23 protein-coding genes are annotated in these 24,358 nt (G+C 55.8%); 9 read left to right on the top strand and 14 right to left on the bottom strand.

Going from position 1 to position 24,358, the window contains the following annotated elements; translation table 11 throughout:
* Positions 1 to 213: 213 nt before the first annotated feature.
* A complete protein-coding gene (locus ACFWW2_RS20730) occupies positions 214 to 2,007 on the bottom strand; it encodes a PHA/PHB synthase family protein (protein ID WP_393931346.1) in 1,794 nt (597 codons plus the stop codon).
* Positions 2,008 to 2,121: 114 nt separating this feature from the next.
* Here ACFWW2_RS20730 and ACFWW2_RS20725 point away from each other — a divergent pair, with 114 nt between their 5' ends.
* The 4 genes from ACFWW2_RS20725 to ACFWW2_RS20710 all read left to right on the top strand — a co-directional run bounded on the left by ACFWW2_RS20725 (position 2,122) and on the right by ACFWW2_RS20710 (position 7,561).
* Positions 2,122 to 3,282: a site-2 protease family protein gene (locus ACFWW2_RS20725; protein WP_393931344.1), complete on the top strand. Its 1,161-nt coding sequence runs from the start codon at positions 2,122 to 2,124 to the stop codon at positions 3,280 to 3,282.
* Between the two features lie 80 nt (positions 3,283 to 3,362).
* The gene (locus ACFWW2_RS20720; protein WP_393931342.1) at positions 3,363 to 4,898 is read left to right on the top strand and encodes an AAA family ATPase; all 1,536 of its coding nucleotides are present in this window, start codon (positions 3,363 to 3,365) and stop codon (positions 4,896 to 4,898) included.
* Positions 4,899 to 4,976: 78 nt separating this feature from the next.
* Positions 4,977 to 6,749, top strand: coding sequence for an SLC13 family permease (locus ACFWW2_RS20715; protein WP_393931340.1), 1,773 nt, complete (start codon positions 4,977 to 4,979; stop codon positions 6,747 to 6,749).
* Positions 6,750 to 6,892: 143 nt separating this feature from the next.
* Positions 6,893 to 7,561: a phosphoribosyltransferase gene (locus ACFWW2_RS20710; RefSeq protein WP_393931338.1), complete on the top strand. Its 669-nt coding sequence runs from the start codon at positions 6,893 to 6,895 to the stop codon at positions 7,559 to 7,561.
* 17 nt (positions 7,562 to 7,578) lie between these two features.
* On the opposite strand, the gene ACFWW2_RS20705 is transcribed toward ACFWW2_RS20710, so the two are convergent.
* The 8 genes from ACFWW2_RS20705 to ACFWW2_RS20670 all read right to left on the bottom strand — a co-directional run bounded on the left by ACFWW2_RS20705 (position 7,579) and on the right by ACFWW2_RS20670 (position 14,606).
* Positions 7,579 to 8,031, bottom strand: a complete 453-nt coding sequence (locus ACFWW2_RS20705; RefSeq protein WP_393931336.1) for a hypothetical protein — start codon at positions 8,029 to 8,031, stop codon at positions 7,579 to 7,581.
* Between the two features lie 303 nt (positions 8,032 to 8,334).
* A complete protein-coding gene (locus tag ACFWW2_RS20700; RefSeq protein WP_393931334.1) occupies positions 8,335 to 8,664 on the bottom strand; it encodes an outer membrane protein in 330 nt (109 codons plus the stop codon).
* Positions 8,652 to 9,179 carry a hypothetical protein gene (locus ACFWW2_RS20695; RefSeq protein WP_393931332.1) on the bottom strand — a complete coding sequence of 176 codons (528 nt, stop codon included), beginning with the start codon at positions 9,177 to 9,179 and terminating at the stop codon, positions 8,652 to 8,654. Before ACFWW2_RS20695 ends, ACFWW2_RS20700 begins: the two co-directional genes overlap by 13 nt.
* A 101-nt stretch (positions 9,180 to 9,280) precedes the next feature.
* Positions 9,281 to 9,622, bottom strand: coding sequence for a hypothetical protein (locus ACFWW2_RS20690; protein ID WP_393931330.1), 342 nt, complete (start codon positions 9,620 to 9,622; stop codon positions 9,281 to 9,283).
* Positions 9,623 to 9,693: 71 nt separating this feature from the next.
* Positions 9,694 to 10,029: a hypothetical protein gene (locus tag ACFWW2_RS20685; protein ID WP_393931328.1), complete on the bottom strand. Its 336-nt coding sequence runs from the start codon at positions 10,027 to 10,029 to the stop codon at positions 9,694 to 9,696.
* A 138-nt stretch (positions 10,030 to 10,167) separates the two neighbouring features.
* Positions 10,168 to 10,569: a hypothetical protein gene (locus ACFWW2_RS20680; RefSeq protein WP_393931326.1), complete on the bottom strand. Its 402-nt coding sequence runs from the start codon at positions 10,567 to 10,569 to the stop codon at positions 10,168 to 10,170.
* Between the two features lie 878 nt (positions 10,570 to 11,447).
* Positions 11,448 to 13,124: a Na/Pi cotransporter family protein gene (locus ACFWW2_RS20675; protein WP_393931324.1), complete on the bottom strand. Its 1,677-nt coding sequence runs from the start codon at positions 13,122 to 13,124 to the stop codon at positions 11,448 to 11,450.
* A gap of 9 nt (positions 13,125 to 13,133) precedes the next feature.
* On the bottom strand, positions 13,134 to 14,606 hold the full coding sequence (locus ACFWW2_RS20670; RefSeq protein WP_393931322.1) for an inorganic phosphate transporter: 1,473 nt from the start codon (positions 14,604 to 14,606) through the stop codon (positions 13,134 to 13,136).
* A 451-nt stretch (positions 14,607 to 15,057) separates the two neighbouring features.
* Between ACFWW2_RS20670 and ACFWW2_RS20665 the strand changes: the two genes are divergently transcribed.
* Entirely contained in the window at positions 15,058 to 16,125 is a 1,068-nt protein-coding gene (locus ACFWW2_RS20665) for a cation:proton antiporter (RefSeq protein WP_393931320.1), read from the top strand.
* Positions 16,126 to 16,521: 396 nt separating this feature from the next.
* Here the strand turns inward: ACFWW2_RS20665 and ACFWW2_RS20660 are convergent, their stop codons facing one another.
* The 5 genes from ACFWW2_RS20660 to ACFWW2_RS20640 all read right to left on the bottom strand — a co-directional run bounded on the left by ACFWW2_RS20660 (position 16,522) and on the right by ACFWW2_RS20640 (position 21,178).
* On the bottom strand, positions 16,522 to 17,157 hold the full coding sequence (locus ACFWW2_RS20660; RefSeq protein ID WP_393931318.1) for an aspartate/glutamate racemase family protein: 636 nt from the start codon (positions 17,155 to 17,157) through the stop codon (positions 16,522 to 16,524).
* The gene (locus tag ACFWW2_RS20655) at positions 17,154 to 17,993 is read right to left on the bottom strand and encodes an ABC transporter permease (protein WP_393931316.1); all 840 of its coding nucleotides are present in this window, start codon (positions 17,991 to 17,993) and stop codon (positions 17,154 to 17,156) included. Before ACFWW2_RS20655 ends, ACFWW2_RS20660 begins: the two co-directional genes overlap by 4 nt.
* 1 nt (position 17,994) lies before the next feature.
* Entirely contained in the window at positions 17,995 to 18,816 is an 822-nt protein-coding gene (locus ACFWW2_RS20650; RefSeq protein WP_393931314.1) for an ABC transporter permease, read from the bottom strand.
* A 90-nt stretch (positions 18,817 to 18,906) separates the two neighbouring features.
* On the bottom strand, positions 18,907 to 20,166 hold the full coding sequence (locus tag ACFWW2_RS20645; protein WP_393931312.1) for a PotD/PotF family extracellular solute-binding protein: 1,260 nt from the start codon (positions 20,164 to 20,166) through the stop codon (positions 18,907 to 18,909).
* Between the two features lie 25 nt (positions 20,167 to 20,191).
* On the bottom strand, positions 20,192 to 21,178 hold the full coding sequence (locus tag ACFWW2_RS20640; RefSeq protein WP_393931310.1) for an ABC transporter ATP-binding protein: 987 nt from the start codon (positions 21,176 to 21,178) through the stop codon (positions 20,192 to 20,194).
* 232 nt (positions 21,179 to 21,410) lie between these two features.
* On the opposite strand from ACFWW2_RS20640, the gene ACFWW2_RS20635 reads away from it, so the two are divergent.
* The 4 genes from ACFWW2_RS20635 to ACFWW2_RS20620 all read left to right on the top strand — a co-directional run bounded on the left by ACFWW2_RS20635 (position 21,411) and on the right by ACFWW2_RS20620 (position 24,346).
* Complete coding sequence (locus ACFWW2_RS20635; RefSeq protein WP_393931308.1) at positions 21,411 to 22,112, top strand: GntR family transcriptional regulator; 702 nt, start codon at positions 21,411 to 21,413, stop codon at positions 22,110 to 22,112.
* An 11-nt stretch (positions 22,113 to 22,123) separates the two neighbouring features.
* Positions 22,124 to 22,939 (top strand): GNAT family N-acetyltransferase, encoded by an 816-nt coding sequence (locus ACFWW2_RS20630; RefSeq protein WP_393931306.1) that lies wholly within the window; start codon positions 22,124 to 22,126, stop codon positions 22,937 to 22,939.
* 591 nt (positions 22,940 to 23,530) lie between these two features.
* The gene (locus ACFWW2_RS20625; protein WP_393931304.1) at positions 23,531 to 23,833 is read left to right on the top strand and encodes a hypothetical protein; all 303 of its coding nucleotides are present in this window, start codon (positions 23,531 to 23,533) and stop codon (positions 23,831 to 23,833) included.
* Positions 23,834 to 23,938: 105 nt separating this feature from the next.
* A complete protein-coding gene (locus tag ACFWW2_RS20620; protein ID WP_393931302.1) occupies positions 23,939 to 24,346 on the top strand; it encodes a hypothetical protein in 408 nt (135 codons plus the stop codon).
* The last annotated feature ends 12 nt before the right edge of the window (positions 24,347 to 24,358 follow it).

Below are 24,358 nucleotides of genomic sequence, written 5' to 3'. Positions count from 1 at the left end.
CAGGCCGCACCTGAACTGAGTTGCTCTGAGCCCGAAGACCATTTCTCCGCAATGCAAAAAATGGGTGGATTCTCGATCCAACACCTCACAAAACTTCGTGTCTATTTCCAGCAAGTTATATGGTTTGCGCAACCACTAGGCCCCGTCATTTGGTAGGGTTGCCTGTTCGGCGTAGCCAGAAGTGATGATGAACTTGAGATATAGACGGGGCATCTAAACCTGATGAATATATGTGCCCGGCGCTTCCTCCAACGGTGGAAGGCCATCTTCCGCGGCGCCTATTGTCGGAAGCACCACTTTCCCGCTGCTTTTGGCGACAAGCCATTCGGCATAGCTGGGCCACCACGAACCGGGCTTGGGAGATGTCTGGGAAAGCCATGCGTCAGGGCCGATGTAATGTGCACCGCTTGGGCGGTCGTCTATGCGGAAGTGGCGTCTTGCATGGCCCGGCTCGCTAAGGATGCCACCGTTGTGGCCACCCTTTGTCAATACAAACCTCAGGTCGCAATCCGTGAAAAGCCGTGTCTTGTAGACGGACCTCCAAGGAGCGATGTGATCCGTTTCCGTTGCCACAACAAACATCGGGACGGCAATATCCTTCAGCGCGATCACTCGCCCCTCAACCGCGAAACGGCCCGCAGTCAGCCGGTTCTCTAGAAAGAGTCCGCGCAGGTATTCCGAATGCATCCGGGCGGGCATGCGCGTTGTATCGCCATTCCAGACCCCCAGATCTGTCGGAAGGTCCTCTTTACCCAGAAAATACCGATTGATCGCACGGGTATAGATCAGGTCTTCGGCTCGGATGGATGCGAATGTTCGCGCCATCTGCGGGCGGTCAAGATAGCCCTGTTCCCACATCATGTCCTCGACGAACGCGACCTGGCTTTCATCGACAAACAGAAGCAATTCGCCCGCTTCACTGAAATCGACCTGCGCGGCCATCAGGGTGATCGAAGCCAGACGGTCATCGCCATCCCGGGCCATCGTGGCGGTTGCGATCGACAGCAGGGTGCCCCCCAGGCAATAACCGTTGGCATGAACCTTCTGCCCCGGTACGATGGTATTGATCGCATCCAACGCTTTCAGAACGCCGTCCTTGCGGTAATCCTCGAGCGATAAGTCTGATTGGTCGGCGGTTGGGTTGCACCACGAGATCATGAACACGGTAAAGCCTTGATCCACAAGGTATTTCACCATCGAGTTATACGGCGACAGGTCAAGAACGTAATACTTCATGATCCAGGCAGGTACGAACAAAACAGGCTCTGTCTGCACTTTCGGTGTTTGGGGCGAATACTGCAGTAATTCGAATAGATGATTGCGGTAAACCACCTTCCCAGGCGTTTGGGCAAGGTCGATGCCAATCTGATACCCCTCGGGCGCGGGTTCGTGTGACTGGGTTAGCGTCTGGAACATGTCGTGGGTGAAAAGTGTGGCGCCATCGACCAGGTTCCTGCCGCCCTGTTTCGCGGTTGCCGCGATGATTTCGGGATTCATCCATGGAAAATTGGATGGTGACAGCAGATCAAGCATTTGCCGGGTCTGAAACTGTGTTCTGTCGGCATCCTGCTTTTGCAAGCCCCGCACAGGTCGCGTGGCATGAGCCCACCAATCCTGCACCGCCAGAAAGCCCTGTTGCCAAAGATTGAATGGCGCCTTGTTCCAAGCTGGATCTTGGAAACGGTGATCATGGGCATTGGGGGTAAAAGGGTGTTCTGCGTCTTTTCCCGTCAGGGTCTCGGTTGTATAGCGCATCATCTTGACCGAATTGTCTTGTGCCCGCTCCATCAGTTCCAGTTGACGGCCCGGGGACCTGGCCAGATGCATGGCCCAATCGCTCCATGCTTCGGTCACCGAATGCGGAGAAATCCCCCCTGTCAGCCGTGCCATTGCTGCCCTTATGGCCCGATCAAGATTCTGATGCGGATGCCTGGTGGTCTGCTTTGCGGGCGGCAATGAAACCGGCACAACGGCCAGATTGCCTTTCTTGCGCTTTGTCGCGGTCATTGGACATCCCCTTGTTGTCGGAATGAAACTAGGCGCGGGACAGGCTTTGATGATTGAGCGAGATCGACGGGCCATGCCGGATACAATGTAGGTATGGTGACCAGCTAGGAGGTTGTGCCACTGTTTTCGAATGCATTTACAGTCTTCAGGCTTGCCGGGTTCGACGTCCGGGTTGATCCCAGTTGGTTGCTGATTGTCACCCTGATCGTCTGGAGCCTTTCGCAAGGCTACTTTCCGCTATCCGTTCCCGACCAGACCGGTGAAACCTATTTGCTGCTGGCAATTTTCGGGGCACTCGGGTTTTTTGGATCGCTTGTCCTGCATGAGCTTGCGCACAGTCTGGTCGCCCGAAGACTTGGCGTGAAAATCAAGGGTATCACGCTCTTCGTCTTTGGCGGCGTCGCAGAATTGGAAAGCGAGCCCAAAACAGCAGGCGCGGAGTTCTGGATCGCCGTTGTGGGCCCGGTGACGAGCTTTGCGCTGGCGTTTGGGTTCTGGTTGGCCGGTGCTCTGGCACAGCTGCTGCTGACCTCAAATGTCGTGCCCGCACTTTTTTCCTACCTTGCTTTCGTCAATCTTCTGCTGGCTGTCTTTAACATGTTCCCCGCATTTCCCATGGATGGCGGCCGGGTTTACCGCGCGTTGTTGTGGAACAAAAGTGGTGACCTGCTGGATGCAACCCGGCGCGCCAGCCATTTGGGCACCATGATCGCATATGGCCTGATTGGCCTGGGTATTCTGAGCCTTATGTCCGGTCAGGGGATCGGCGCGCTGTGGCTTATCTTTATAGGTTTTTTTGTGCTCGCATCTGCGAAAGCTGCGTACCAGCAGACGCGCATCACGGCAGGTTTAAAGGGCAAGACGGTGCGCGATCTAATGACGTCCACCCCACGCTGCGTCCGACCTGATCAGACTTTGGAGGAACTGGTTGACGAGACAATGTTGCCATACCGGACCAGTTTTGTGCCTGTTCTGCGGCGCGACAAATTGCTGGGCTATGTTGATGGCGAAATCATCCAGCAAACGGATCGTGACACATGGGCCTCGACACTGGTGGGCGACGTTCTTGTTCCCGTTGATCAGTCGAATGCTGTCGCGCCCGACCTGGCGCTCGGGGATTTCCTCACGCGGATTACGAAAGAGAAACGCCGAAAATACCTGGTCGTGCGTGATGGTACTTTATTGGGCGTGATTACCCTGGCAGACCTGATTGATTACATCGGTCTTTTGAACGCGCTGGGGCCTGATGCAACGCACGGCGACCCGCATGCATAAGCGAGCCCAACAACACCGGGCTCAGCACGGCCCGCTGTCCGAACTCATTCAAGCGGCCCGCGCAAGAGAGAGGCGGCGATATGGTTGATGACCAGACTGACGTAATCGCGTTTCTTGAACAGTTGGAACCGGGTGCCCAAAAGATCATCCAGACCCACGCTGCAATTGTTGCGCTGTATCCGTCTGAAGCGCTCAAATTGAAGCGTGCGGTTAAGTACGACTACCTCGACTTTTCAACGTTAGATCTGCGCCGCGAGATGCTGCAACGCGAAATCGCACTGAATTCCCGTGCGGCGCCTGGGCTTTATCGAGATGTTGTGCCGATTACGAAGGATGCCCAAGGCCGACTAAGCATGAATGGAACTGGCGAAGTCGTTGAATGGGTATTGCGCATGGTCCGATTTTCAGAAGAGGCGGAATTGTCCGTTATGGCTGATCACGGTCGCGTTGATACTGTCATCGCCGATGCCCTTGGCCAGTCCATCGCCACATATCACCGCGAAGCCCCAGCGATATCCGAAGATGGTGCCGTTCTTATCGAGGAGATCATTGACGAGCTTGATCGGGTGTTGTCTGGCTTGGCGGACATCCTTGAACAAAGCCGCACGCAAGCGCTGCTAAAGGAACTGCGCCATGCGCTTGTTCGATCCGCATCCTTGATGCGTGAAAGAGGACGGGCGGGTTGGGTCCGCCGCTGTCACGGTGATTTGCATCTGCGCAACATCATCATGTGGAACGGTGTCCCAACACCATTTGATGCGCTCGAATTTGACGAACGGCTCGGCACCTGCGACGTCTTGTATGATCTGGCGTTCCTGCTGATGGATCTGGAGCACCGCGGATTGCGCGATGAGGCGAATGCCACGCTAAACGCTTATCTTTCCTCCTGGGCTAGGGATGATCATCTGACGGGACTAGCGGCCCTTCCGCTATTTCTTGCTGTTCGCGCAACGATCCGGGCCATGGTTGACGCACAAACGGCTGGTTTTCAGGAAGATAGTACCGCACTGATCGCCGATGCCGTGGGATTTATGGATCAGGCCAATGCCTATTTGCAGCCACAGCAGCCTGTGCTCGTCGCCGTCGGTGGCCTGTCCGGTAGCGGAAAGACCAGTCTCGCGGTGCGGGTAGCAGCCGAGATAGGCCGACGGCCAGGTGCGGTGCACATTCGAAGCGACCTGGAACGCAAGGCGCTATTCAGGGTCGATCCGCTGACCCACCTGCCGCCGCGCGCTTATGCGCCAGAGACCAGTGCAAAAGTCTACGGGATCATGCGGGACAAGGCTCGACATGTTCTGTCAGCCGGTCATTCTGTTATTTTGGATTCGGTGCATGGTACGGTCGCTGAACGCGACGAGGTCGGTCGCATCGCGGCGGACTTGGGATGCCAATTCTACGGCTTCTGGCTTGACCTTGATACTGAGACCCGCGTTCAACGTGTTGAAAGACGCATCGATGATGCATCGGATGCTGATGCAGCCGTCGCGCGCAAACAGGCGGCTATCGAGACCGGACCTATTGAATGGATCAAACTTGATGCCGCCAAAGATCTGGACACGCTTGCGCGCGAAACCCTTTCAATCATTGCGGTTGACGCAGCGCGATTGCGTACATGATCCAAGACTTAAGAAAATGTTGGTTTCGAATTCCCGCTCTTTTCTTGGTAAGTTTACGTCATCAGAGTAGTGAACATCATGACGATTGAAATCATTCTGGTCCTGTCGCTTCTCGTTCTGGCAATGATCCTGCTGGCGACCGAGTTGCTTCCGATTGAATTGGTTGCGCTACTCTTAGTTGTCGTGCTGGCCGCAACCGGTGTGCTGGACGCGGACCTGGCATTTCAGGGGTTTGCCAGTGAAACAGTAGTCATGCTTGCCTGCGTGATGGTGTTGTCGCATCGGTTGACCGCATCAGGGTTGATCGCCCGCTTCACGCGGGCCCTCTTCGCCCGGCGTAAGATGACCCCGCGAACCACATCTGCCAGCCTGATGACGGTTTCGGCGCTCATGTCCAGCTTTGTCACCAATACCAGCACAACCGCCGTTTTGATCCCGGCGGCAACCGATTTGGCAAGGCGGACAGATACGCAGCCACGGCGGTTTCTGATGCCTTTGGCGTTTGCGTCGATGACGGGTGGATCGGCGACGCTGATCGGGACCTCGACCAATCTGGCGGCAAGTGGCGTCATCGAACGGTTCGGGCTTGAGCCTTTTTCGACCTTTGAGTTTGTCGGGCCGGCGCTGGTGATCAGCTTTGCGGGTATCGCCTTCCTGACACTGTTCGGGCCGCTCCTGTTGCCGGACACTCGGACATCGGCTGAGGAAGCACCCGAAGACCAGACCCGTTTCATGGCAACGCTGGTTGTGCCTGAAGGGTCGAAAAGCGTGGGCAGTACCATCGGAGAGCTCGACTTCACATCGCTGTCGCTTGAACCGCTGGCCGTCAGCCGACCGGGTGGCCGGGTCGCCCCACATCCCCGGCGCAAGCTGCAGGTTGCCGATCGCATTATTGTCGTGGGTCTCCGCGATGCGGTTCTGACGGCCATCAGAAATCCACGACTGGACCTCGCCTCGGACGTCGCTGCCAGTGCGGACATTGCGGCGAAGACAGTCGTCGTTGATGCCGTGATGATGCCCGGGGCGCGCTGGATTGGTCAAACGCTCAAGGCGATGCGTATGTCGCTAGAATCTGATCTGACCATCGTCGCTTTGCACCGCAGAGGACAGGAGGCCCCGGCACTCATTGATCGTATGCGGCTGAAGGTCGGTGATGTGCTGCTGATATCCGGGCCTCATGATCGTATTGCGACGCTGAAGGATGGCACGGAGTTATCGATACTGGGCACCCAGCATCCGTTTCCGCCAACCCAGATCGAAGGCACGTGGACGTTGATGGGGCTGTTGATGGCGATTGTCCTGGCCACGACCGGCGTGCTGCCGCTATCGGTGGGTTTGCTGCTGGCGGTGCTGATGCTTGTTCTGGCGGGTCGGATGACGCTGCAGGACAGCTTTGCGATGATCAACTGGCGCATCTTGATCCTGATCGGCGGCATGTCGAGCTTTGGGTTGGCAATGCTATCTTCCGGTGCGGCCACCTGGCTTGCGAACGGGTTGCTTGCTGTCCTCGGGGGCTATGGTCCCCATGTGCTGCTGCTGGGTCTTGGCCTGCTGACCATTCTTTTGACCCAGCCGATGTCAAATGCTGCCGCGGCCCTGACCTTGCTGCCGGTCGCGATCGAGATGGCCGCGCTTGTGGGTGCTGACCCCCATCCGTTTGTGGTGATGGTGACCTTGTCCGCCTCTTTGTCGTTTATCGCGCCGTTCGAGCCAGCCTTGTTGCTGGTCTATGGTCCCGGTCAATACAGTTTCAGGGATTTCCCGCGCGCTGGCGCGCCGTTGACCGTGATGTCGTTGGTTTTGCTGATGGTTCTGGTTCCCGTTTTCTGGCCGCTCGAGATATCGGTGTAGTTGGCCAAGGCTATGGCAACCCGCGTGCCGTGTTGTGGTTGACATGGCTCAACACGCGATATGCCGGTTCATGCGATCCTCTTTGGGTCGGAAGTATTGCGAAGGGCCGCACGGCCAGATCGTTCACGTGCACAGGAGGAGACATGGCACCGTCGTACGCCTTTGCTGATAGGCAGGATGCAGGCCGGAAGCTGGCCGCGGCGCTGCAGGACGTTGATCTGGGCGATGCCGTGGTCGTGGCCCTGCCACGCGGCGGCGTTCCCGTTGCGGAGGAGATTTGCAAAGCCTATCAACTGCCTCTCGATCTGGTGTTTGTCCGCAAGATCGGTGCGCCCGGTCATCAGGAACTGGCAGTTGGGGCCATCGTCGATGGTGACATGCCGCAGGTTGTGATCAATCACCAGGTTGCCCGGTCTGCCGGTTTGACCGATGCGCAGGTCGAAACGATGGGGCAGAATCTGTTGCCAGAGATCGCACGTCGTCGAGCACTGTACCTCAAGGGGCTGCAGCGTCCGTCGCTGGCGAACAAAACCCTTGTTGTTGTGGATGATGGGGTCGCGACAGGGGCCACGTTGCGTGCCAGTCTACGTGCCCTGCGCAAGGCGGGTGCAAAAAAGATCATCCTGGCGCTGCCCACCGCGCCGCCGGATATGCTGCCGTCGCTCGCCAAACTTGCCGATCAAACCATCTGTCTGGATCAGCCCCGTTACTTTCATGCTGTGGGAGCAGCCTATGGCCGCTTTGACCAGACCACCGATGCAGAGGTTGTCGCAGCACTTCAGCGCTGTGCGGTTTGGCAACAGGGGACATAAGGCGCGGCGCGGTTGCTCTATTCCTTGACGTAAGGTTTCCCATCAGCCGCAGGTGCGCGTGCCCGCCCCACAAGCCCGGCGACGACGATGATCGTCGCGATATAGGGTGCCATGGCGAGGAACTCTGACGGGATTGGTGTCTGCAACAGCGCCAGTTTTTGCTGCAGCGAGTCAGCGAAGCCGAACACAAGCGCCACAGCCAGCGTACCCACGGGATGCCAGCGCCCAAAGATCATCGCGGCAAGCCCGATAAAGCCGCGTGTAGAAAAGATATGTCTGACGACAGACACATGCGACGAAATCACGTGCCCATCCAAAGCGGTTGCAACGTGCTCCGCGTGCCTGATTGCCGTGAGTTCCTTCTGATCGTGTTCGATAAAGAAGATGACGTCAGTATTATGGCTATTGGCCTCATTTCCTGTTGTTCCAGCAGTAGAATTCGACTTGGCCTCGCGCGCTGCTGCTTTCATCGAGTTTGGCTCCTTTGGGATCAAGACTATGGTCACAATGACCAAACCCAACCACCCGGGCTGCTGATCTACTCGTGTGGTTTCTCCAATCATGCTGCGCGTCAGTGTTAGTATTGAATTTCGCAGGAATGACGGCGAGCATATTGCCTGGCGGTCAAACAAATTGACGAAAACGAAACACCTCCGTATGTGCCGAAATCTTCGGGTGGCATTCAAAGCTGGTTCCTACGGCGCTCGGCAAGGGCCCTCAATAGCTTCTTAGGTGTGAAAGTATCGTGTCATTTCGCACCGGACAAACCGATTTCAGTATCGCTGCAGCGGGATGCGGACACCAATCGAAACAACATGACTTTCCACATCGAACGTCAATGGCTGCACCGGTTCTGAACTGCCGCTGCCTGCAACAGGCTGGCGACCACGCTCTGCTGTTCCAAGATTGTAGTATCGCCACGTCGTCTCGACGATAAACGGGTACTGCCCCGGCTTTGTTACCTGCCATGCCAGCCCAGCGCCGACGGGCCAGGCGAAATCAGTCTCGGTATTGCCCTCGAAGGTACGAGCGGTTTGACCTGCAACCGGGTTTTCGCGTGTCCACTCTCCGACCTTGTTGCTGGCGAGACCTAGACCACCCACGACAAATGGTTGAAAGACCGAATTCGAACCCTATGCCTCAAAAGGTGAATAAAAAAAAGGTTGCCCATCAAGACAGTCGATGACAACGACGCATCTGTTATATCAGCGTGACCCGATCCGGAGATGCCCGCATCGAATTCGCAAGGCGTGCCATTGGACGCGCCGGCGCACTCGCTCGAGATGTCGATTTCACCCGTGAAAAGTAACGACAAATCAGCACGAAAGCCGTTTTGCCAATCGAACCCGACAGCGGCTTCTCCAAAGCCGACATTGTCACCACTCAGATCGAAATCGATTTCCGGATCGGGATCAAAACCTGGCGGCCGCCAATACCCATTGTCAGCCGATATGTCCGCGACCCCAAATCCCAGCCGTGCATAGGGACCATATGTAACACTCGCCACTAGATCGCCCGGACGAACTCCGGGATCTTGCGCCAGTGCAGGAGGTGCAAAAATTGCCGTCGCACCAAGAAAGCATCCTGCTGTCACTAGCCTAAAGCCTGCGGTTTTCATATTCGATATCCTTGTCATTTGTTTTGATCAAAAATCACAGTAGAAAAGTCGCGTCTCAGGCGCGCGATGACCGCGCCTGGAAATGCTATCGATTGAGTCGCTCACCCATGAGCAGCTAGGATCGCGATCCTTACCTGCTCGGCATTGGCCGCAATGGCTCCGGCATTTGACGGGTTCATTGGTTGCCCAAGGATGACCGAAACAGCCATCACGGTATCAGCTGTCACGGGCATGTTTTTGTCCGCTGCCGTACCGAAGGTAACCGCCAGAAGCGTGGCAACATCGTTTCGCACACCGATGCCCGCCAACGCAGAAGTGCCATCTAGGGCATCTCTGACCATGGCCAGGTTCTGTAAGGGGGAATCGATCATTTGCATCGCATCCGAATTGAGCGAGATTTCAGAAATGATCTCGTCAAGACTTTGGCTGTAGAATGCTGTCATCTCGGGTGTGAAACTGGCGATAGCTTCATCAAAGGCACGATCCAGGACATGGTTGGGTGAACGCGCGACATTCAATCGACCCAACTCGACATCGGGAATGCCTTCTTGTGCCCACGTCGGTCGCCCGCTTGAACGGTCCTGACCTTGTTGGGCATTGCCACCGCCCGCGCCCTGACCACTGCCACCGTGACCTTCGCCACCACTGCCGCCGTCATGTCCGTCGCCGCCATCATGACTGCCACTGCCGCCATCATGACCGCCGCCACTACCGCCATCATCACCGCCGCCGCCGTCGTGCCCATCGCCACTATCGTGGCCACCACCTTGGCCGCCGCTGCCGCTACCACCTTGACCACCGCCACTGCGACCGCCGCCATGATCACCGTCAGAATCGTGGTCTTCTGCAAATACCGGCAAAGCAGTGACCGAGGCCGTAATCGTTGCAGCGCTAACCGCTAGAAGGGCTGCAATGGAACATGCCGGCCGGCCCAGCCAACGCTTTGCGAATACACCAGCTTTTTGTGTTTTCATCTTCCTTACCCCATTTAAAACAGATGAAGATGGCTCTGCGACACCCCAAATTGCGCCACAGAGCCGACCGGCCATTGCCCGTGGCCCGCAAGAACAGCGATGCGCACCGCCTCGGCTTCGACAGCGAGCGCTGCCGCGTCCGATGAAGTCATCGGATGATCGAGGATTGTCGAAAGCGCGATCACAGTTTCTGTCGAAACCGGAACGGTCTTATCGGATGCAACCCCGAGGAAGACTGCCATCAGCGTATCGACATCATTTGTGACGCCCGCTGCCGCCAACGCTGAAGTGCCGTCCATCGCATCCTTGAGAAGTGAAAGGTTCTGCAGTGGCGAATCAATGTATTCCAGGTTGTCGAAGTTTAGGCTGAGTTCTTCGATCATGGTGTCGAGATTCATGTTGTAGAAGTCGACCATATCGGACGTCAGGCTCGCTATGGCTTCGGCAAATGCCCGATCCAGAACATGATCAGGGGAGCGCGCGACATTAAGTCTGCCGAGCTCGACTTCAGGAATCCCTTCCTGGGCCCATGCAGGTTTGTCACCGCCGCTGCCTGACGACCCGCCCGCTTGTGGACCCTGACCGTCGGAATCGTCACCTGGGCCCCCTTGGCCTCGCTGATTACCTTGGCCACCCTGATTTCCGCGCCGCCATGGCCTTGGCCCGAACCCCCTTGGCCAGCGCCCTGCGGACCTTGGCCATCATCATCCGCCCAGGCTGCGCCACCTCCGCCCACATCGAGGGTTCCAAGTACTACAGGCGATACCCCGAGAAGCATAGCAATGGTGGCAGTTTTTGCTGCCGTGGTTACAAATCCGTTTGATCTAGCCCTCATGTTTCCAACTCCCAATAAGTCGCTGCAAAGCCGCATCAGTATGGGGAGCTAAACCCGATTACATATTCTGATATTTATACGTATCAATTTGGTACGTGCTATCAAACGGCTTCGGAACGGATGCTCAGTGGCATGCCCCCTGAGTGTGGTCACCAACTGGGACGGCGTCCTACCAGCGCCCCTCATGATGTACAGGGCACAAATGGCATCACGACAACGCCCTCTCTTTGAATTGACGTTGACCCTTAGCTTTTGTCCGCCCCACTCCCCCTTCGCTGCGGGGGCAAACCTGCCACTTTGGGACGAAGAAAGCTGACTTTCATATTGGATCGAAGTTGACTTTCGTCAGCGCTGCCGCGGGTGGTCGCAACCATGAAGCTGCCATGTGCGGAGGGCTACTTCATTGCTGGAGTTGCCAATCGCTAAAGGGACATTCGCGCAAGTGATCAACGTGCATCTTCAAGTCTGGACCTCCTGGGGTGCCGTGGTATCGAACAGCCTCAACTCCGTACGCGCAATGCGCCGGATAATCTTGAAGATGTCATCAAGCGTTTCGGTTAGTTCAATCTCCCGGGTGTAAGTATGAAGACGTTTCCTTTCGTCGGCACGTAGTCGGTCAATCTGATGACTGGCGACGTTTTCCACCAAAGCCGTAAATCGCGCTTTCATCTGCCTTACATCTGCTGCAACCTTTGTGTCTTGCGCGTCAAGCGCCAGCAATGCGCCATCCAATGCCTCGACCACCTGATCATGCACGTTTTTGATAACGGCCGCAGTTGCTGCACTGATGACTACGTCTTCCTCTGCCCGTTTGCGTGCGGAAGTGACTAGCCCCGTGGCGATTAAATCACCAATATGTTCCATGTCGTTTGCGATCTTGGCCAACCCCAATAGCAAGTTTGATTGGTCCGCAGGCAGACTTCTCAGACTGATCTGGCGGATGTAGCCGACGATCTCTCGGTGTAGCAGGTCAATGGGGCGGTCCATGACTCGCAAGCGATCAACATCCAGTGGGCTACCGGTTACAACCGCGGGCACCGCGCTTTGTAACTGATCGCGCAGCAGCGTACCCAGATGCACGACCTCCAGCCGAACGGCGTCAATGGCAATGGCAGGTACATCGAGAAACTTTGGATCAAGATGCTTTGCAGAGTATTTGGGCTCAGACACTTCGACCTTGTCGGGTGCAAGCCATTCCACAAGGCGCGTCAGATGCGATGTAAATCCAATGAAGAGCAGTGCGTTCGCAATGTTGAAAAACGTATGCACGTTGGCTAATTGGCGCGGGATGCCCGAAACTGACGTGCTATCTGGTGAAAAGTCGCGCGCAAGGTCGGCAAGCTGATCCACAAATCCGATCCAGATCAGAACACCGGCAACGTTAAACAGGGTGTGGATCAGCGCCGCGCGAATGGCTTCTCGCGGGGCTCCGATCGAGGCCAAGAGCGCTGTGACGCAGGTGCCGATATTTGCCCCCAAAGCCAATGCCACCGCAGGCTCTAGTGCGATGAGACCTTGCCCCGCCATCACAATCAGAATGCCGGTTGTGGCGGATGAGGACTGTACCAGTGCTGTGAAACCAGCGCCGACCAAGGCAGCAAGAAGTACACTGTCAAGCGACAGCATAAAGTCGAGAAACGGCTCATAACTGCGCAATGGTTTCATGCTGTCGCTCATGATCGCCATACCAAAGAACACCATTCCAAGACCCAAGACGATCCGCCCCTTTTCTCGAGTGGCTTTTTTCTTTGCGATGAACGACACGAAGAACCCAAGCGATAGTACCGGTAGTGCCAGCGCCGTGACCTTGAAGGCTAGGATTTGTGCGGTAATCGTTGTGCCTATGTTCGCTCCCAGAATGACCGCTGCACTTTGCGCCGTGGTCATCAGGCCAGCCGAAATGAAGCCGACAAGCAGAACCGTGGTGATCGAAGACGACTGGATTATCGCGGTCACAGAGGCGCCCGCGATCAACCCGGTGAAACGGTTTCCCGTCATACGCGCAAGGATCGATTTCATCGAGGCTCCCGCCACCTGCTTGAGCGCGCGGGTCATGATATCCATGCCGAACAAAAAAAGCGCCAGGCCACCAATCAGGCCAGTTCCTAGCTCAAGCTGGTTCAGTTCACTTATCATCGTTTTGGCTCAGGGCAACATCATGCCGCGGATCATGAAGAAGAACATCGCGGCAAGCCCTCCGGCAAAGGGAACAGTGATCACCCAAGCGGCAGCGATCTTCAAAAGCAGCGTGCGTTTGACCAGTTCGATCCGGTGCACTTGCCCAAGTCCGCGCCGTTCGCGCTTGGCCAGCAGTTTGGTGCCTGATGCCTGTTGCTTCATCTCGCGCAGCATCTCGCCTTTTGTCGTCACGTCCGCCGCTTCGAACCGCGCAAGGAAGGCTTCGACTTCAGAGGGGGCATTATTCACATGATGGTCGCGAATATCCTGCAAGGTGCGTGCATAGCTGGATTTGATGTATTCCCGCAGAAACCCGACGCCAAAGACACCGCCAACGGCAATGTGGGTTGAGCTAACCGGCAGGCCAAGTTGCGAGGCCATGATCACGGTGATAGCCGCCGCCATCGCGATGCAAAAGGCGCGCATCTTGTCGAGTTCGGTGATTTCGCTTCCGACAGTGCGGATCAGCTTTGGCCCATAAAGCGCCAGCCCAAGGGCGATTCCGACGGCGCCAACGGCCATGACCCAGATCGGGATTGAGGCCTTGTCGGTGACCGTTCCCCCGACAATCGCTTCGTTGATACCTGCAAGAGGACCGACGGCGTTGGCGACATCGTTTGCCCCATGGGCAAAACTGAGAAGAGCCGCCGCGAAGATCAATGGGATGGTGAAGAGATCGTTCACGCTGGATTTATCATTTTTCATTTTTTGCGTCGCGCGGGCGATAAAGGGGCGCATGATCGCGTAAACAATCACGGCGATGGCAAGGGCGATGAGAACTGCGGTTATGAATTCGACCTTGATCAGCTTCTTGACGCCCTTGAGCATTAGGTAGGTGCCAAAGGCCCACGCCATCAGCGACACCAGCAAAGGCACCATGCTGTTCGCTGCGGCAAGCACGTCAGATTTGTAGGTGATCGTTCGCTTGATGATGTAAAGGAACAGCGCTGCGATCAGCCCGCCCAGGAGCGGGGAAATCACCCAACTGGCCCCTATCATTCCAACCTGCTTCCAGTTCGCGATGTCCCACCCAGCGGCGGCTATACCGGCCCCAAGAACCCCGCCGACAATGGAATGTGTGGTGGATACCGGCGCCCCTACTGCCGTGGCGAAATTGAGCCACACTGCTGCTGCCAACAGTGCAGCGATCATCAGCCAGATAAACGTATCCCGGTCCGCGACCAGATCAGGATCGATGATCCCATTCTTGATCGTGCCGACCACGTCGCCACCCGCAATCAAAGCACCACCCGCTTCGAAGCTGGCCGCAATAATGATGGCGCCTGTCAGGGTGATAGCGTGGCTGCCAACCGCCGGTCCAACGTTGTTGGCGACATCATTGGCGCCAATATTCATCGCCATATAGCCACCGATCATCGCGGCGATCACCAACAGGATGCCATCAACACCGCCATCGGTTCGCACAATCGTGAAAAGCATGATGCCGACAATGAATATCAATGCCGTGCCAAATCGGAACAACTCGTCCCGATTCAACTGCACAGCAGAGTCCACCCGATCCATTCTAAGCATAGCGCCCTCGCATTTATCCCCGTACAAGGTACACACGAGAAATCGACGCGCTGATATGACCTATATCAATACAGGTGCCATGTTTACGTGGCAAAGCGATCAGCATGAAATCGTGGCCCATCACCGAATACGGACGTTCAAAGCTGCTTGACTGGCATTGTGCTTTGATCGCGAAGTGTACTCACTTGGACATTGCGTGTTGTGCTGCCGGGGTTGCGGCTCTTGGTGTCATCGGAGGAGGGACACTCGGCTTTTTGCTCTTTCTTGGCCTTTGGATCATTCCGCTTGGCATTGCCCTCGCAACTATGGATGTCCAACCTTTCGGGCAGACGATCAAATCGCGCAAGAAAAGGCTTGGATGACTTTGGACCCGGCGCAAACGCTACTGACCCTTGCGGGGCTTTTCGCAGTTGGACTTGCCGCCGATCAGATTGGCCACAGGACCCCTTTGCCGCGCGTCACGTTATTGCTGATTTGCGGCATACTTGCGGGCGCATCAGGATTTGACTTAATCCCATTAGATGTCAGCGATTGGTATGAGTTGCTCTCTATCGTTGCACTGACCATGGTCGCGTTCCTGCTTGGTGGATCGTTAACTCGGAAAAACCTGCAGTCGCATGGGCCTGCCATCCTGCTAATTTCCGTCTCTGTTGTGGTCTTTACGATCTTAATCGTTGGCGCCGGGCTTGCTCTGCTGGGGCTGGATCTTGGCCTCGCACTTCTCTTGGGGGCGATAGCAACAGCGACAGCACCCGCTGCAACGCAGGACGTCATCCGGCAATCAGGCGTTAAGAACGATTTCACCGACGCGCTTCAGGGCATCGTGGCAATTGATGACGTTTGGGAACTATTTGCCTTCAGTGTCATTTTGGTGATGGTCCACCAAATGAATGGCAGTGTTGAGGCATCGATCCTTTCAGGCTCAATACGCGAATTTGGCGGCTCTGTCCTGCTTGGCATTTTGATTGGAGTGCCAGCGGCAGTACTGACGGGGCGTCTTTCAGGAGGTGAACCACTTCAGATCGAAGCCCTTGCGCTAACGTTCTTGACCGCTGGCCTCGCGATCATGTTCGAGCTTTCCTACTTAATCAGTGGGATGACGGTCGGCGCGATAATCGTCAACAGAGCGCGCCACCACACCAAGGCATTCCATGAGATCGAACATATCCAATGGCCGTTCATGATCTTGTTTTTCATTCTCGCAGGCGCGTCGCTGGATACACATGCACTGCTCAAGGTAGGATTTTTCGGACTGGCCTATGTGGTTTTGCGGGTGCTCTCTCGATTGCTCGGTGGCTGGATCGGTGCAGCGCTTGGCAAGGCTCCTTCTCGTCAACGCCCATGGTTCGGGCTCGCGCTTATGCCGCAAGCCGGCGTGGCGATTGGCATGGCGCTCGTGGCAGCCAAGCAATTCCCGAATTGGTAAGAGACGATTATTGCGGTCACAATTGGAACGACTATCGCCTTTGAACTCCTTGGACCGGCGGCCACCTTGATGGCCATCAGGCGTACCGCCTGATAAACTCGCTTCCTTCACAGCAGGCCGCTTTGCAACCTCCATGAAGTTATTCAACGTCTTACCGATGCTGATCGTTGGATCGCCTTTTGATCCTTCGATCCGCGGTCGCAATCTCTCCAATCGATGAATCATAACCTGCTTTCGGCCGCTGGTGTTCCCTACTGAAGCCAGATGCTGCGTTGCACCCGATGGCGGCTGATAGCCCAGAATGACCGATGCTGCGCAGGAAACCAATGCCTGCTCTAAATGGGAAGAAACCGACGATAATGAATAATTCCACCAGTGAGGTTCGTGACGTAATCGCTAGAACTGGCTCGCAAAGGCGGCTGCTGCGCGCACCCCGTCGATCAAGCGTATGCCGGATAAGTGGGCCGCTCGTTTTTCAATATCGACCATGCCGCCGCAACCCAGCACAACTGTTTGAATGTCATCATCGCGTACCGCTTTTTGTATTTCGGACAGGACCTGATTTGTTGCTGCATTGGGATCTTGTTCTAACGCCAGCACCGGAACGTCGCTTGCGCGTACTTTGCTGAGCAGACCCCCAAGCCCATAAGCGCGGATATTTTCCTCCAGTATAGGGACCGAGACCTCAAGCGTTGTCACGACGGAGAATTTTCCGCCGGCAACGGCGGCGAGATGATAGGCGGCTTGTCCAATGCCCATCACCGGGCAGCTTGCGGTTTTGCGGGCGGCATCAAGGGCGGTGTCGTCGAAACACCCGATTATGATCGCCGCCGCCCCGTCATCCGATGCCTTGGCGACCAACTGCAATAGCGGGTCCTCTGCCAGCAATCCATCCGCTTCGCCCTGAATTGCCGGCGGACCATCGTGGGATGTCCAGCCCTCGAATTTTGCCGTCGGCACGGTTTCGCGCGCGGTGCGCAACATGGCGTTCGTCATCGACACCGTACTGTTGGGATTTATCAGAACGATCACATTATGCCCTTACCAGCATCTGACCCTGCGCGGGCTTTACGGCGTGTGCTCCATAGCACGAGGCATAGAAAGAGACCGATCATCAGTAATGAAAACACTGTTGTGAGCGTCCCCAAGGCGTAGAGAACGGGTGTGGTGACATTGGTCGTCATCCCGAAAATCTCCAACGGCAGCGTATTGTAACCGCCTGATGTCAGAAGGGTCCGCGCGAACTCATCATAGCTGAGGGTGAAGCCAAAAAGGGCGACCCCGATCAGCGATGGCCCTATGATGGGCAGCACCACATGGCGCAGTGTCTGCCATGAGGTCGCACCAAGATCGCGGGCCGCTTCCTCATAGCTTTTGTCAAAGCGGTTAAAGACGGCAAACATGATCAGCAGGCCAAAGGGTAGCGTCCAAGTCAGCTGCGATCCGAAACCCGATGTCGACCAATGCACCTCAAGGCCCGATTGTGAAAAGATCAGCCCAACACCCAGAGAAATCAGGATGGATGGGATCACCAACGATGTGATGATCAAGTAAAATAGAATACTTGAGCCACGGAATTTCTTGCGAAATGCCAATCCGCCCATCACGGACAGAACGACCGTGGTGACCATCACCATGAGCCCCAGTGCGAAGCTGCGGCGAAAGCTACCCCAGATATCGCCCACAGCCTGTTGTTCGAACAGATCGCGGAACCAGTGCAAGGATGTGCCGCGCATCGGAAATGTCAGCCCGCCGCCGGGACCTTGGAATGACAGGATCGCAATCGTGATGGTCGGACCGTACAGGAACAGGAGGAAAAGCGCGAAAAAGGCGCTGAGGACGTAGAAGGATCTTGGACGCGGTTCCACTTTACAGCTCCTTTCTGATGTCAACGAAGCGCAGCATGATGCCGATCACCAGAAGTACGGTCAAAAGCAGAACGACTGCGGTGGCAGACGCAGAAGGATAGGCCAACAGCGCGATATCATTAGAAATGAGCCGTCCCACATTGGCGGACTGAGAGCCGGACATAAAGCGCACGGTGATGAAGTCTCCCATCACGAGTGTTACAACAAAGATCGTGCCAATCATGATGCCCGGTTTGGTGAGTGGGATGATCACATTCCACAGGATTTGCGCACCCGAGGCGCCTGCGTCCCGAGCGGCCTCGATTAGGCTTTTATCGATCCGCATCATCGTGTTGAAGATCGGGACAACCATGAACAGCGTGTAAAGATGCACGAAGGCCAGGATGACCGCGAAGTCGCTGAACAGCAGCCAGTCGAGCGGTTCGTCAATCACACCCCACGATAGCAGCGTTGAATTGGCGATCCCGTTGCGCCCCAAAAACGGGATCCAAGAGATCATGCGGATGATGTTCGAGGTCCAGAATGGGATTGTGCAAAGCAGGAACAGGACGATTTGCCATGTCAGGCTGCGCACATGGAAGGCAAGGAAATAAGCGACGGTAAAGCCGATACCCAACGTGAAGACCCATGTGATGAAGGCGTATTTGAACGTGTTGAAGAACACCCGATAGGTGACGTTCGAACCAAATAGAAACTCGTAATTTTCAAGATCGAAAGCCGGGATGATTGAGAATTCGGTCGCCTGCCAGAAGCTGACCGCTAAGATCATCAGAATAGGCAGAACCAAAAAGAACATGAGCACCGCCATAATTGGCAGTGCCATCAACCATCCAACAAAAGTGTTATTCTTCAGCACATTGGCTCTTTCTGGGTCAGGAAGAGATGGGCGCCGAAACACCCATCTCTTTCGTGTTTAGGCCGCGATGAACTCGTTCCACTTGCGGACCATGTACTGGTTTTCGTCCATAACTGCGTTCCAGCAGGCGACAGCGCCCATGCGGTCTTGGAATGATCCCCCGTCGCGCACTTCGCCTGCTTGCGCCAAGGCATCGCCCGTCGGGGATGTAATCGTGTCGGTGGCCGCTTTGCCCTCGAACCAGTAGCCCCATTCGTTCTCGGACATGAAGTTCTTGGAGGTTTCTGGCACCGCAGAGTAATAGCCCTGCCGCATCAGATAGCCGCCAACCCAGCCATCGAGATACCAGTTGATGTATTCGTAAGCTGCGTCGCGCTCGAGCCCGGTGAGAGCTGCAGAAAGCCCGATGCCACCACCCCATGACCGATACCCCTCTTCAAGGGGTTGGTAGACACAGGGTACGCCCTTGGATTTCACGGCTGTAATGGCGGGCGACCACATGGATTGGATCACGACTTCACCTGACGCCATCAGGTTCACGCTTTCATCGAAGGATTTCCAGAAGGCGCGGAACTGGCCGTTTTGCTTGGCTTCGGTAAAGATCGCCATGGTCAGGTCAATCTCTTCGCGGGTCATATTGCCTTTGTCAGGATAGGTGTATTCACCCATGCTTTCGACGACCATCGCCATATCCATAATCCCGATGGACGAAATGTCGAGGATTGAGGCCTTGCCCCTGAATTCGGGGTTCAGAAGTTCCGACCAATTGTTGATCGGACGCCCGATCAGGTCGGGGCGGATTCCCAGCGTATCGGCGTTGTAGATGGTCGGGATCAACGTCATCCAACCGGACTCGTTGTCTACGAAGCTGTTGCCCTCGGGGCCCTCGACAAAGCCCACCGTGTGGGGCGCAGTGCCTTGGGCGATAGTGCTTTCAGGTGTCAGCTTACCATTGCGGAAGATCCCCACGATCTTGTCGTAGTTGGTGATCCGGGACGTATCCATGGCCTGCAAGTTGCCGGTGGGCCAGACTTTCTTGCAAATCCAATACTCAATATCGGCGATGTCAAAGCTGTTGGGCTGCGTTGCGGCCCGCTGCGTGACACTGTCACTGTCCAGCGCAGTCATTTCCAGGGTAAAGCCCAGATCTTCCTTCACCTTATTGGCCACGTCATTGAGGTTCGACACGCCTGTACCAAACTGGCGCAAGGTGACGTCCTTGATGTTTTGCGCCCAGATCATTGGGGCACCAAGAGTGGTGCCAGCGGCAAAAGCTGCGCCGCCTTTCAGAATGCTGCGTCTTGATACTTTGGTCATTTGTTTTCTCCTTGTCGGGTGTTCGCTAGGCCGTAAGCTTGTGCAGATTTGCGTCGTCCCAGATCAGACCGACCTGATCGCCTGGGTTAAGTGGGTTGTTGAAAAAGTCGGCTTCCGGAACCAGTGCGCTGATCTCTTGGTCGCCTGCAATCATTGCGGATACAGAGACATGCGCGCCCTGATACTCCACAGCGAGAATGTTACCCTGCAGATTGCCACTGTCTCGTTGCGCAATCCCCACGGCATCAGTGCGGATCGCAAAATGCCCGTCAGGCAGCGCGATGACGTTATGGCCACCAATGAACTGCGCGACAAAGGCTGTTGTGGGGGCATTGAACACCTCGCGTGCTGTACCGGCCTGTTCGATCACCGCATTGTTCATGACCACGATCTCATCCGCCAATGCCAATGCTTCATCCTGCCCATGGGTGACATGCACAAAGCTGATCCCTAACTCGCGCTGCAGTTTACGCAGCTCTCCCCTCATGCGGATGCGCAAGAACGGATCAAGCGCTGACAGTGGCTCGTCCAGCAGCAACACCTGCGGACGTGTGATCAAGGCACGCGCCAAGGCGACACGCTGCTGCTGCCCTCCAGACAGTTGATCAGGCAACCGATCGCTGAGCGAGCTAAGGTCGACCAACTCCAACATCTCACCCGCTTTTTTCAAGCGAGCTTGCTTGTCATCACCACGCATTTTCAGGCTAAAGGCTACGTTTTCAGCAACACTGAGATGCGGGAAAAGCGCGTAATTCTGGAACATCATCGCCGTACCGCGCTTTGCCGGTGGAAGATGCGAAATGTCTGTACCGCCCAACAGGATCGACCCGTCTGATACAATTTCATGGCCCGCAATCATGCGCAGGGTCGATGACTTGCCACAGCCTGACGGCCCCAACAGGCACGCATAGCCGCCGGTCTGGAACTTGTGACTAATTGCATTGACCGCCACAGTTTCGCCGTAGCGCTTTGTGACGGACACCAGTTCCAGTTCTTTGTTCGTGGCGTTCATACGTCCCCCGGGAAGTTATGCCAATCAACTGGGTTGGCAGGCTGTTAGGCAATTTCGGTTTGCCAATTCTCCTGACTTTTAACTGGCGCTGCTCAAAACTTTTGCGCTGCAGACCACTTGTGACCAAAAATTGAACACATAATTGTATACAATACAAGAAGAGGTTGGGTACACAATGACAACCTTGAGCAGTGCCAATCGGTCTGTCATGTGAGAGGCACGAGGAATTTCCATGACCCGCACAACGCTCTTACCCGCTATGCAAAATGCCGCCACCAGTGATACCATCGCCCAAGCGCTATCTTTGGCTATTCACGAACATCGGATAGCGCCAGGCACCAAACTGGGTGAGGATGAGCTGGCAGAAATCTATGGCGTTTCGCGGACGGTCGTTCGGGCGTCGCTACAAAGCCTTTCGCATCTGAAGCTTGTTGATATTCGCCGGAACAAAGGTGCCAAAGTCGCCTCGCCATCATTGACCGAGGCCCACGAAGTGTTTGAGGCCCGCGAGTTGCTTGAACCGCGGACCGCACGCAGCGCGGCGAAACTAGCGACACCGTCTGATATTGCCTTGCTAGAACGACATATCAATGAAGAGCACGCCGCACTGGATGCCGCAGATCCAGGGCGGGCATTATATCTATCTGGTCTTTTTCACACTGAAATTGCGCGCATCGCGAACCAGGGAACCATTGCAGGCTTCATTGAAACTCTTGTCGCGCGGTCATCGCTTATCATCGCTCTCTATTGGCGACGCGAAAGTGCGCTTTGCGAGAAACACGCCCATCACGCATTGGTGCGCGCATTGGCGGACCACGATGAGGAGCAGGCCGAAGCGCTGATGCGCAGTCATTTGGTTGACTTGCACTCTGCATTGGATTTGCGCGAACGAAACGTCCGGGCGCCATCCCTGAAAGAGGCATTGTCACAATGATCGTGCGCCCCATGACTGTGGGTGAATTGCAAATTGTGCTGGGATGGGCGGCCGATGAAGGTTGGAATCCCGGCCTGGATGACGCTGCTGCCTTTCATGCCGCAGACCCAACGGGATTTCTGCTCAAGGAGGTCGATGGCCAACCCATTGCCGCGATTTCTGTCGTCAACCACGATCCCGATTTCGCTTTTCTGGGGCTCTATCTTTGCAAACCAGAATTTCGCGGACAAGGCCACGGCATGGACGTCTGGCGTGCTGGCATTGCCCATGCTGAAACACGCAGCATCGGATTGGATGGCGTCCCCGACCAACAAGACAATTATGCGCGTTCAGGCTTTGTCAAATACGGAAGCACAGTCAGGTACGAAGGACAGATCGCTCCACTGGCTGATCCACGCATCCGTCCGGCGTTACGCGGTGACATCGAGACAATGATAGCCCGCGATACGCGCGCATCCGGCATCCGGCGCACTGAATTTGCAACTGCGTGGTTCGCCCATGCGCCGACGCGTCAAACCATGGCTCTGGTGGAGGGGGCAGACATCGCTGGATTTGCAACCTTCCGGCGCTGCCCGCTAGGCAGCAAGATTGGTCCGCTTTATGCGGTGTCCGAGGCTGACGCCCGTGCGCTGTTAGCCGCCAATCCGTTCGCTACATCCGATGAGCCATGTTTTGTCGATGTTTCTGACCATAACGCCCCACTTTCCAAGATGATCAAGTCGCTCGACTTCAAGGCAACTTTTGAAACAGCCAGAATGATCAGCGGCGCTCAGCCTGTAACGAATCCAGCGAAGTTCCAAGCGATCGCAACCATGGAACTTGGATAATCCGGCGAGCCCCGAACCAGATCGCGAGAACCGGTTATTGACTTCCGAACAACCAAGGTCTGTTTTGTCCGCATCTAAGACATTAGCTTCGAACGCAAACAAGGTCCGTTTTCGCTGCTTACTGGAACTTTCGCCTACCAAGACGCGATCCGAGACCGATGAGAAAGGGTTGCTACCGCCCCTGCCCTAAGCCGACCTTCAACTCACTAACTCTTTGATGGGCGCTGCAAGGGGCAAATGACTACGTCCCGTTGCTTGGTTGGTAAGATCCTTAGGCCTTTCCAGATCCAACGCGCTGCAGTTTAACCAAATTCACACAATCGCCAAACGCACGATAGCGCGCGCCAGAAGGCGATTTCATGTTGCACACATGGCGCACATGGCAGCATTTAAGCTATTGAAAATGAATGTGAATATGGCCAGTCCATCATCGGGGCGATAGAAAGTCTAGCATGTTGATTTATTTTCATTTTTTTCAAACTATTGCGGGGCAAAGTTGCTGCGCTCGAGCACCCCTGATTTGCCCCTTTTCGACGACTCATTGCACAATCAGCGCACAGGATATGGCCACTATAGGCAAGCTTCCCTCCGGTGGATACCGGGTCCAGATCAGACGCAAGGGCCGCTGGCCGTGCTGCGACCTTTCACCGTCGTGACGACGCCCACAAATGGGCCCGTCAGGCGGAGACACGTGTCGATCAGGGCCTGTCACCGAACAAGTCGTCCGCCGCCCGCCTTGCGACGTTTGGCGATCGCATTGACCTGCATATACACGACATGTGCGCGGTTGGGAAACCACCACTCAGAAGTAAGGCCGCGACCCTGGCCACTTTGAAGAACGACCTCGGCAATGAGCGCATTGGTCATATCGATCGCGCGATGCTGATCGAGTGATGCCGATCGAGTATGGCCGCAAGCGCGCCAAGAAAGGGGCCGGTCCCGTCACGCTTGGCATCGATATCGGTGTGATCAAAATGACCATGACGCACGTGGCACGCCGTGCACGGGCTCGATATCTCCTCGGAACCGGTCGACCTCGCCCGCATTGCCTTGAAGCGGCTGGGTCTGATTGACAAAGGCACGGAACGCGACAGAAGGTCGACAAGGAAAGAGCTGAACCACCTGTTCCGCTGCTTCGATGACAATGATCGCCTGACCCTACCGATGACACGGATTGTGCAGTTCGCGGTAGCCACAGCCATGCGCCTCGATGAGATCTGCCGTGTTGAATGGCGCGATTTGGATATCGAACGCCAGATGCTCCTGAAGACCATCAACCCTAGTGGCCCGCTTTCGGTCCAAAGGCGTCAGTCTGGCATTCCTGTTCATGTTCACTCGATCTCAGAACACTGTCGTTGCTTGGAAACTCCAATCAACCCGCAAGGAATCGGATGGACAACCTGTTAAAAGCTCACAAAT

It is taken from the genome of Yoonia sp. R2-816, from assembly GCF_046762905.1.
GTDB lineage: Bacteria > Pseudomonadota > Alphaproteobacteria > Rhodobacterales > Rhodobacteraceae > Yoonia.
The sequence above is the reverse complement of the archived record's forward strand: the minus strand, read 5'-3'. Positions and strand labels throughout refer to the sequence as shown.

Coding starts and splice junctions, on each gene's coding strand:
- ACFWW2_RS20730 (WP_393931346.1), bottom strand. CDS start 2,007: ATGACCGCGACAAAGCGCAAGAAAGGCAATCTGGCCGTTGTGCCGGTT.
- ACFWW2_RS20720 (WP_393931342.1), top strand. CDS start 3,363: ATGGTTGATGACCAGACTGACGTAATCGCGTTTCTTGAACAGTTGGAA.
- ACFWW2_RS20715 (WP_393931340.1), top strand. CDS start 4,977: ATGACGATTGAAATCATTCTGGTCCTGTCGCTTCTCGTTCTGGCAATG.
- ACFWW2_RS20710 (WP_393931338.1), top strand. CDS start 6,893: ATGGCACCGTCGTACGCCTTTGCTGATAGGCAGGATGCAGGCCGGAAG.
- ACFWW2_RS20705 (WP_393931336.1), bottom strand. CDS start 8,031: ATGAAAGCAGCAGCGCGCGAGGCCAAGTCGAATTCTACTGCTGGAACA.
- ACFWW2_RS20695 (WP_393931332.1), bottom strand. CDS start 9,179: ATGAAAACCGCAGGCTTTAGGCTAGTGACAGCAGGATGCTTTCTTGGT.
- ACFWW2_RS20690 (WP_393931330.1), bottom strand. CDS start 9,622: ATGACAGCATTCTACAGCCAAAGTCTTGACGAGATCATTTCTGAAATC.
- ACFWW2_RS20680 (WP_393931326.1), bottom strand. CDS start 10,569: ATGGTCGACTTCTACAACATGAATCTCGACACCATGATCGAAGAACTC.
- ACFWW2_RS20675 (WP_393931324.1), bottom strand. CDS start 13,124: ATGATAAGTGAACTGAACCAGCTTGAGCTAGGAACTGGCCTGATTGGT.
- ACFWW2_RS20670 (WP_393931322.1), bottom strand. CDS start 14,606: ATGCTTTTCACGATTGTGCGAACCGATGGCGGTGTTGATGGCATCCTG.
- ACFWW2_RS20665 (WP_393931320.1), top strand. CDS start 15,058: ATGACTTTGGACCCGGCGCAAACGCTACTGACCCTTGCGGGGCTTTTC.
- ACFWW2_RS20650 (WP_393931314.1), bottom strand. CDS start 18,816: ATGGCACTGCCAATTATGGCGGTGCTCATGTTCTTTTTGGTTCTGCCT.
- ACFWW2_RS20645 (WP_393931312.1), bottom strand. CDS start 20,166: ATGACCAAAGTATCAAGACGCAGCATTCTGAAAGGCGGCGCAGCTTTT.
- ACFWW2_RS20640 (WP_393931310.1), bottom strand. CDS start 21,178: ATGAACGCCACGAACAAAGAACTGGAACTGGTGTCCGTCACAAAGCGC.
- ACFWW2_RS20635 (WP_393931308.1), top strand. CDS start 21,411: ATGACCCGCACAACGCTCTTACCCGCTATGCAAAATGCCGCCACCAGT.
- ACFWW2_RS20630 (WP_393931306.1), top strand. CDS start 22,124: ATGACTGTGGGTGAATTGCAAATTGTGCTGGGATGGGCGGCCGATGAA.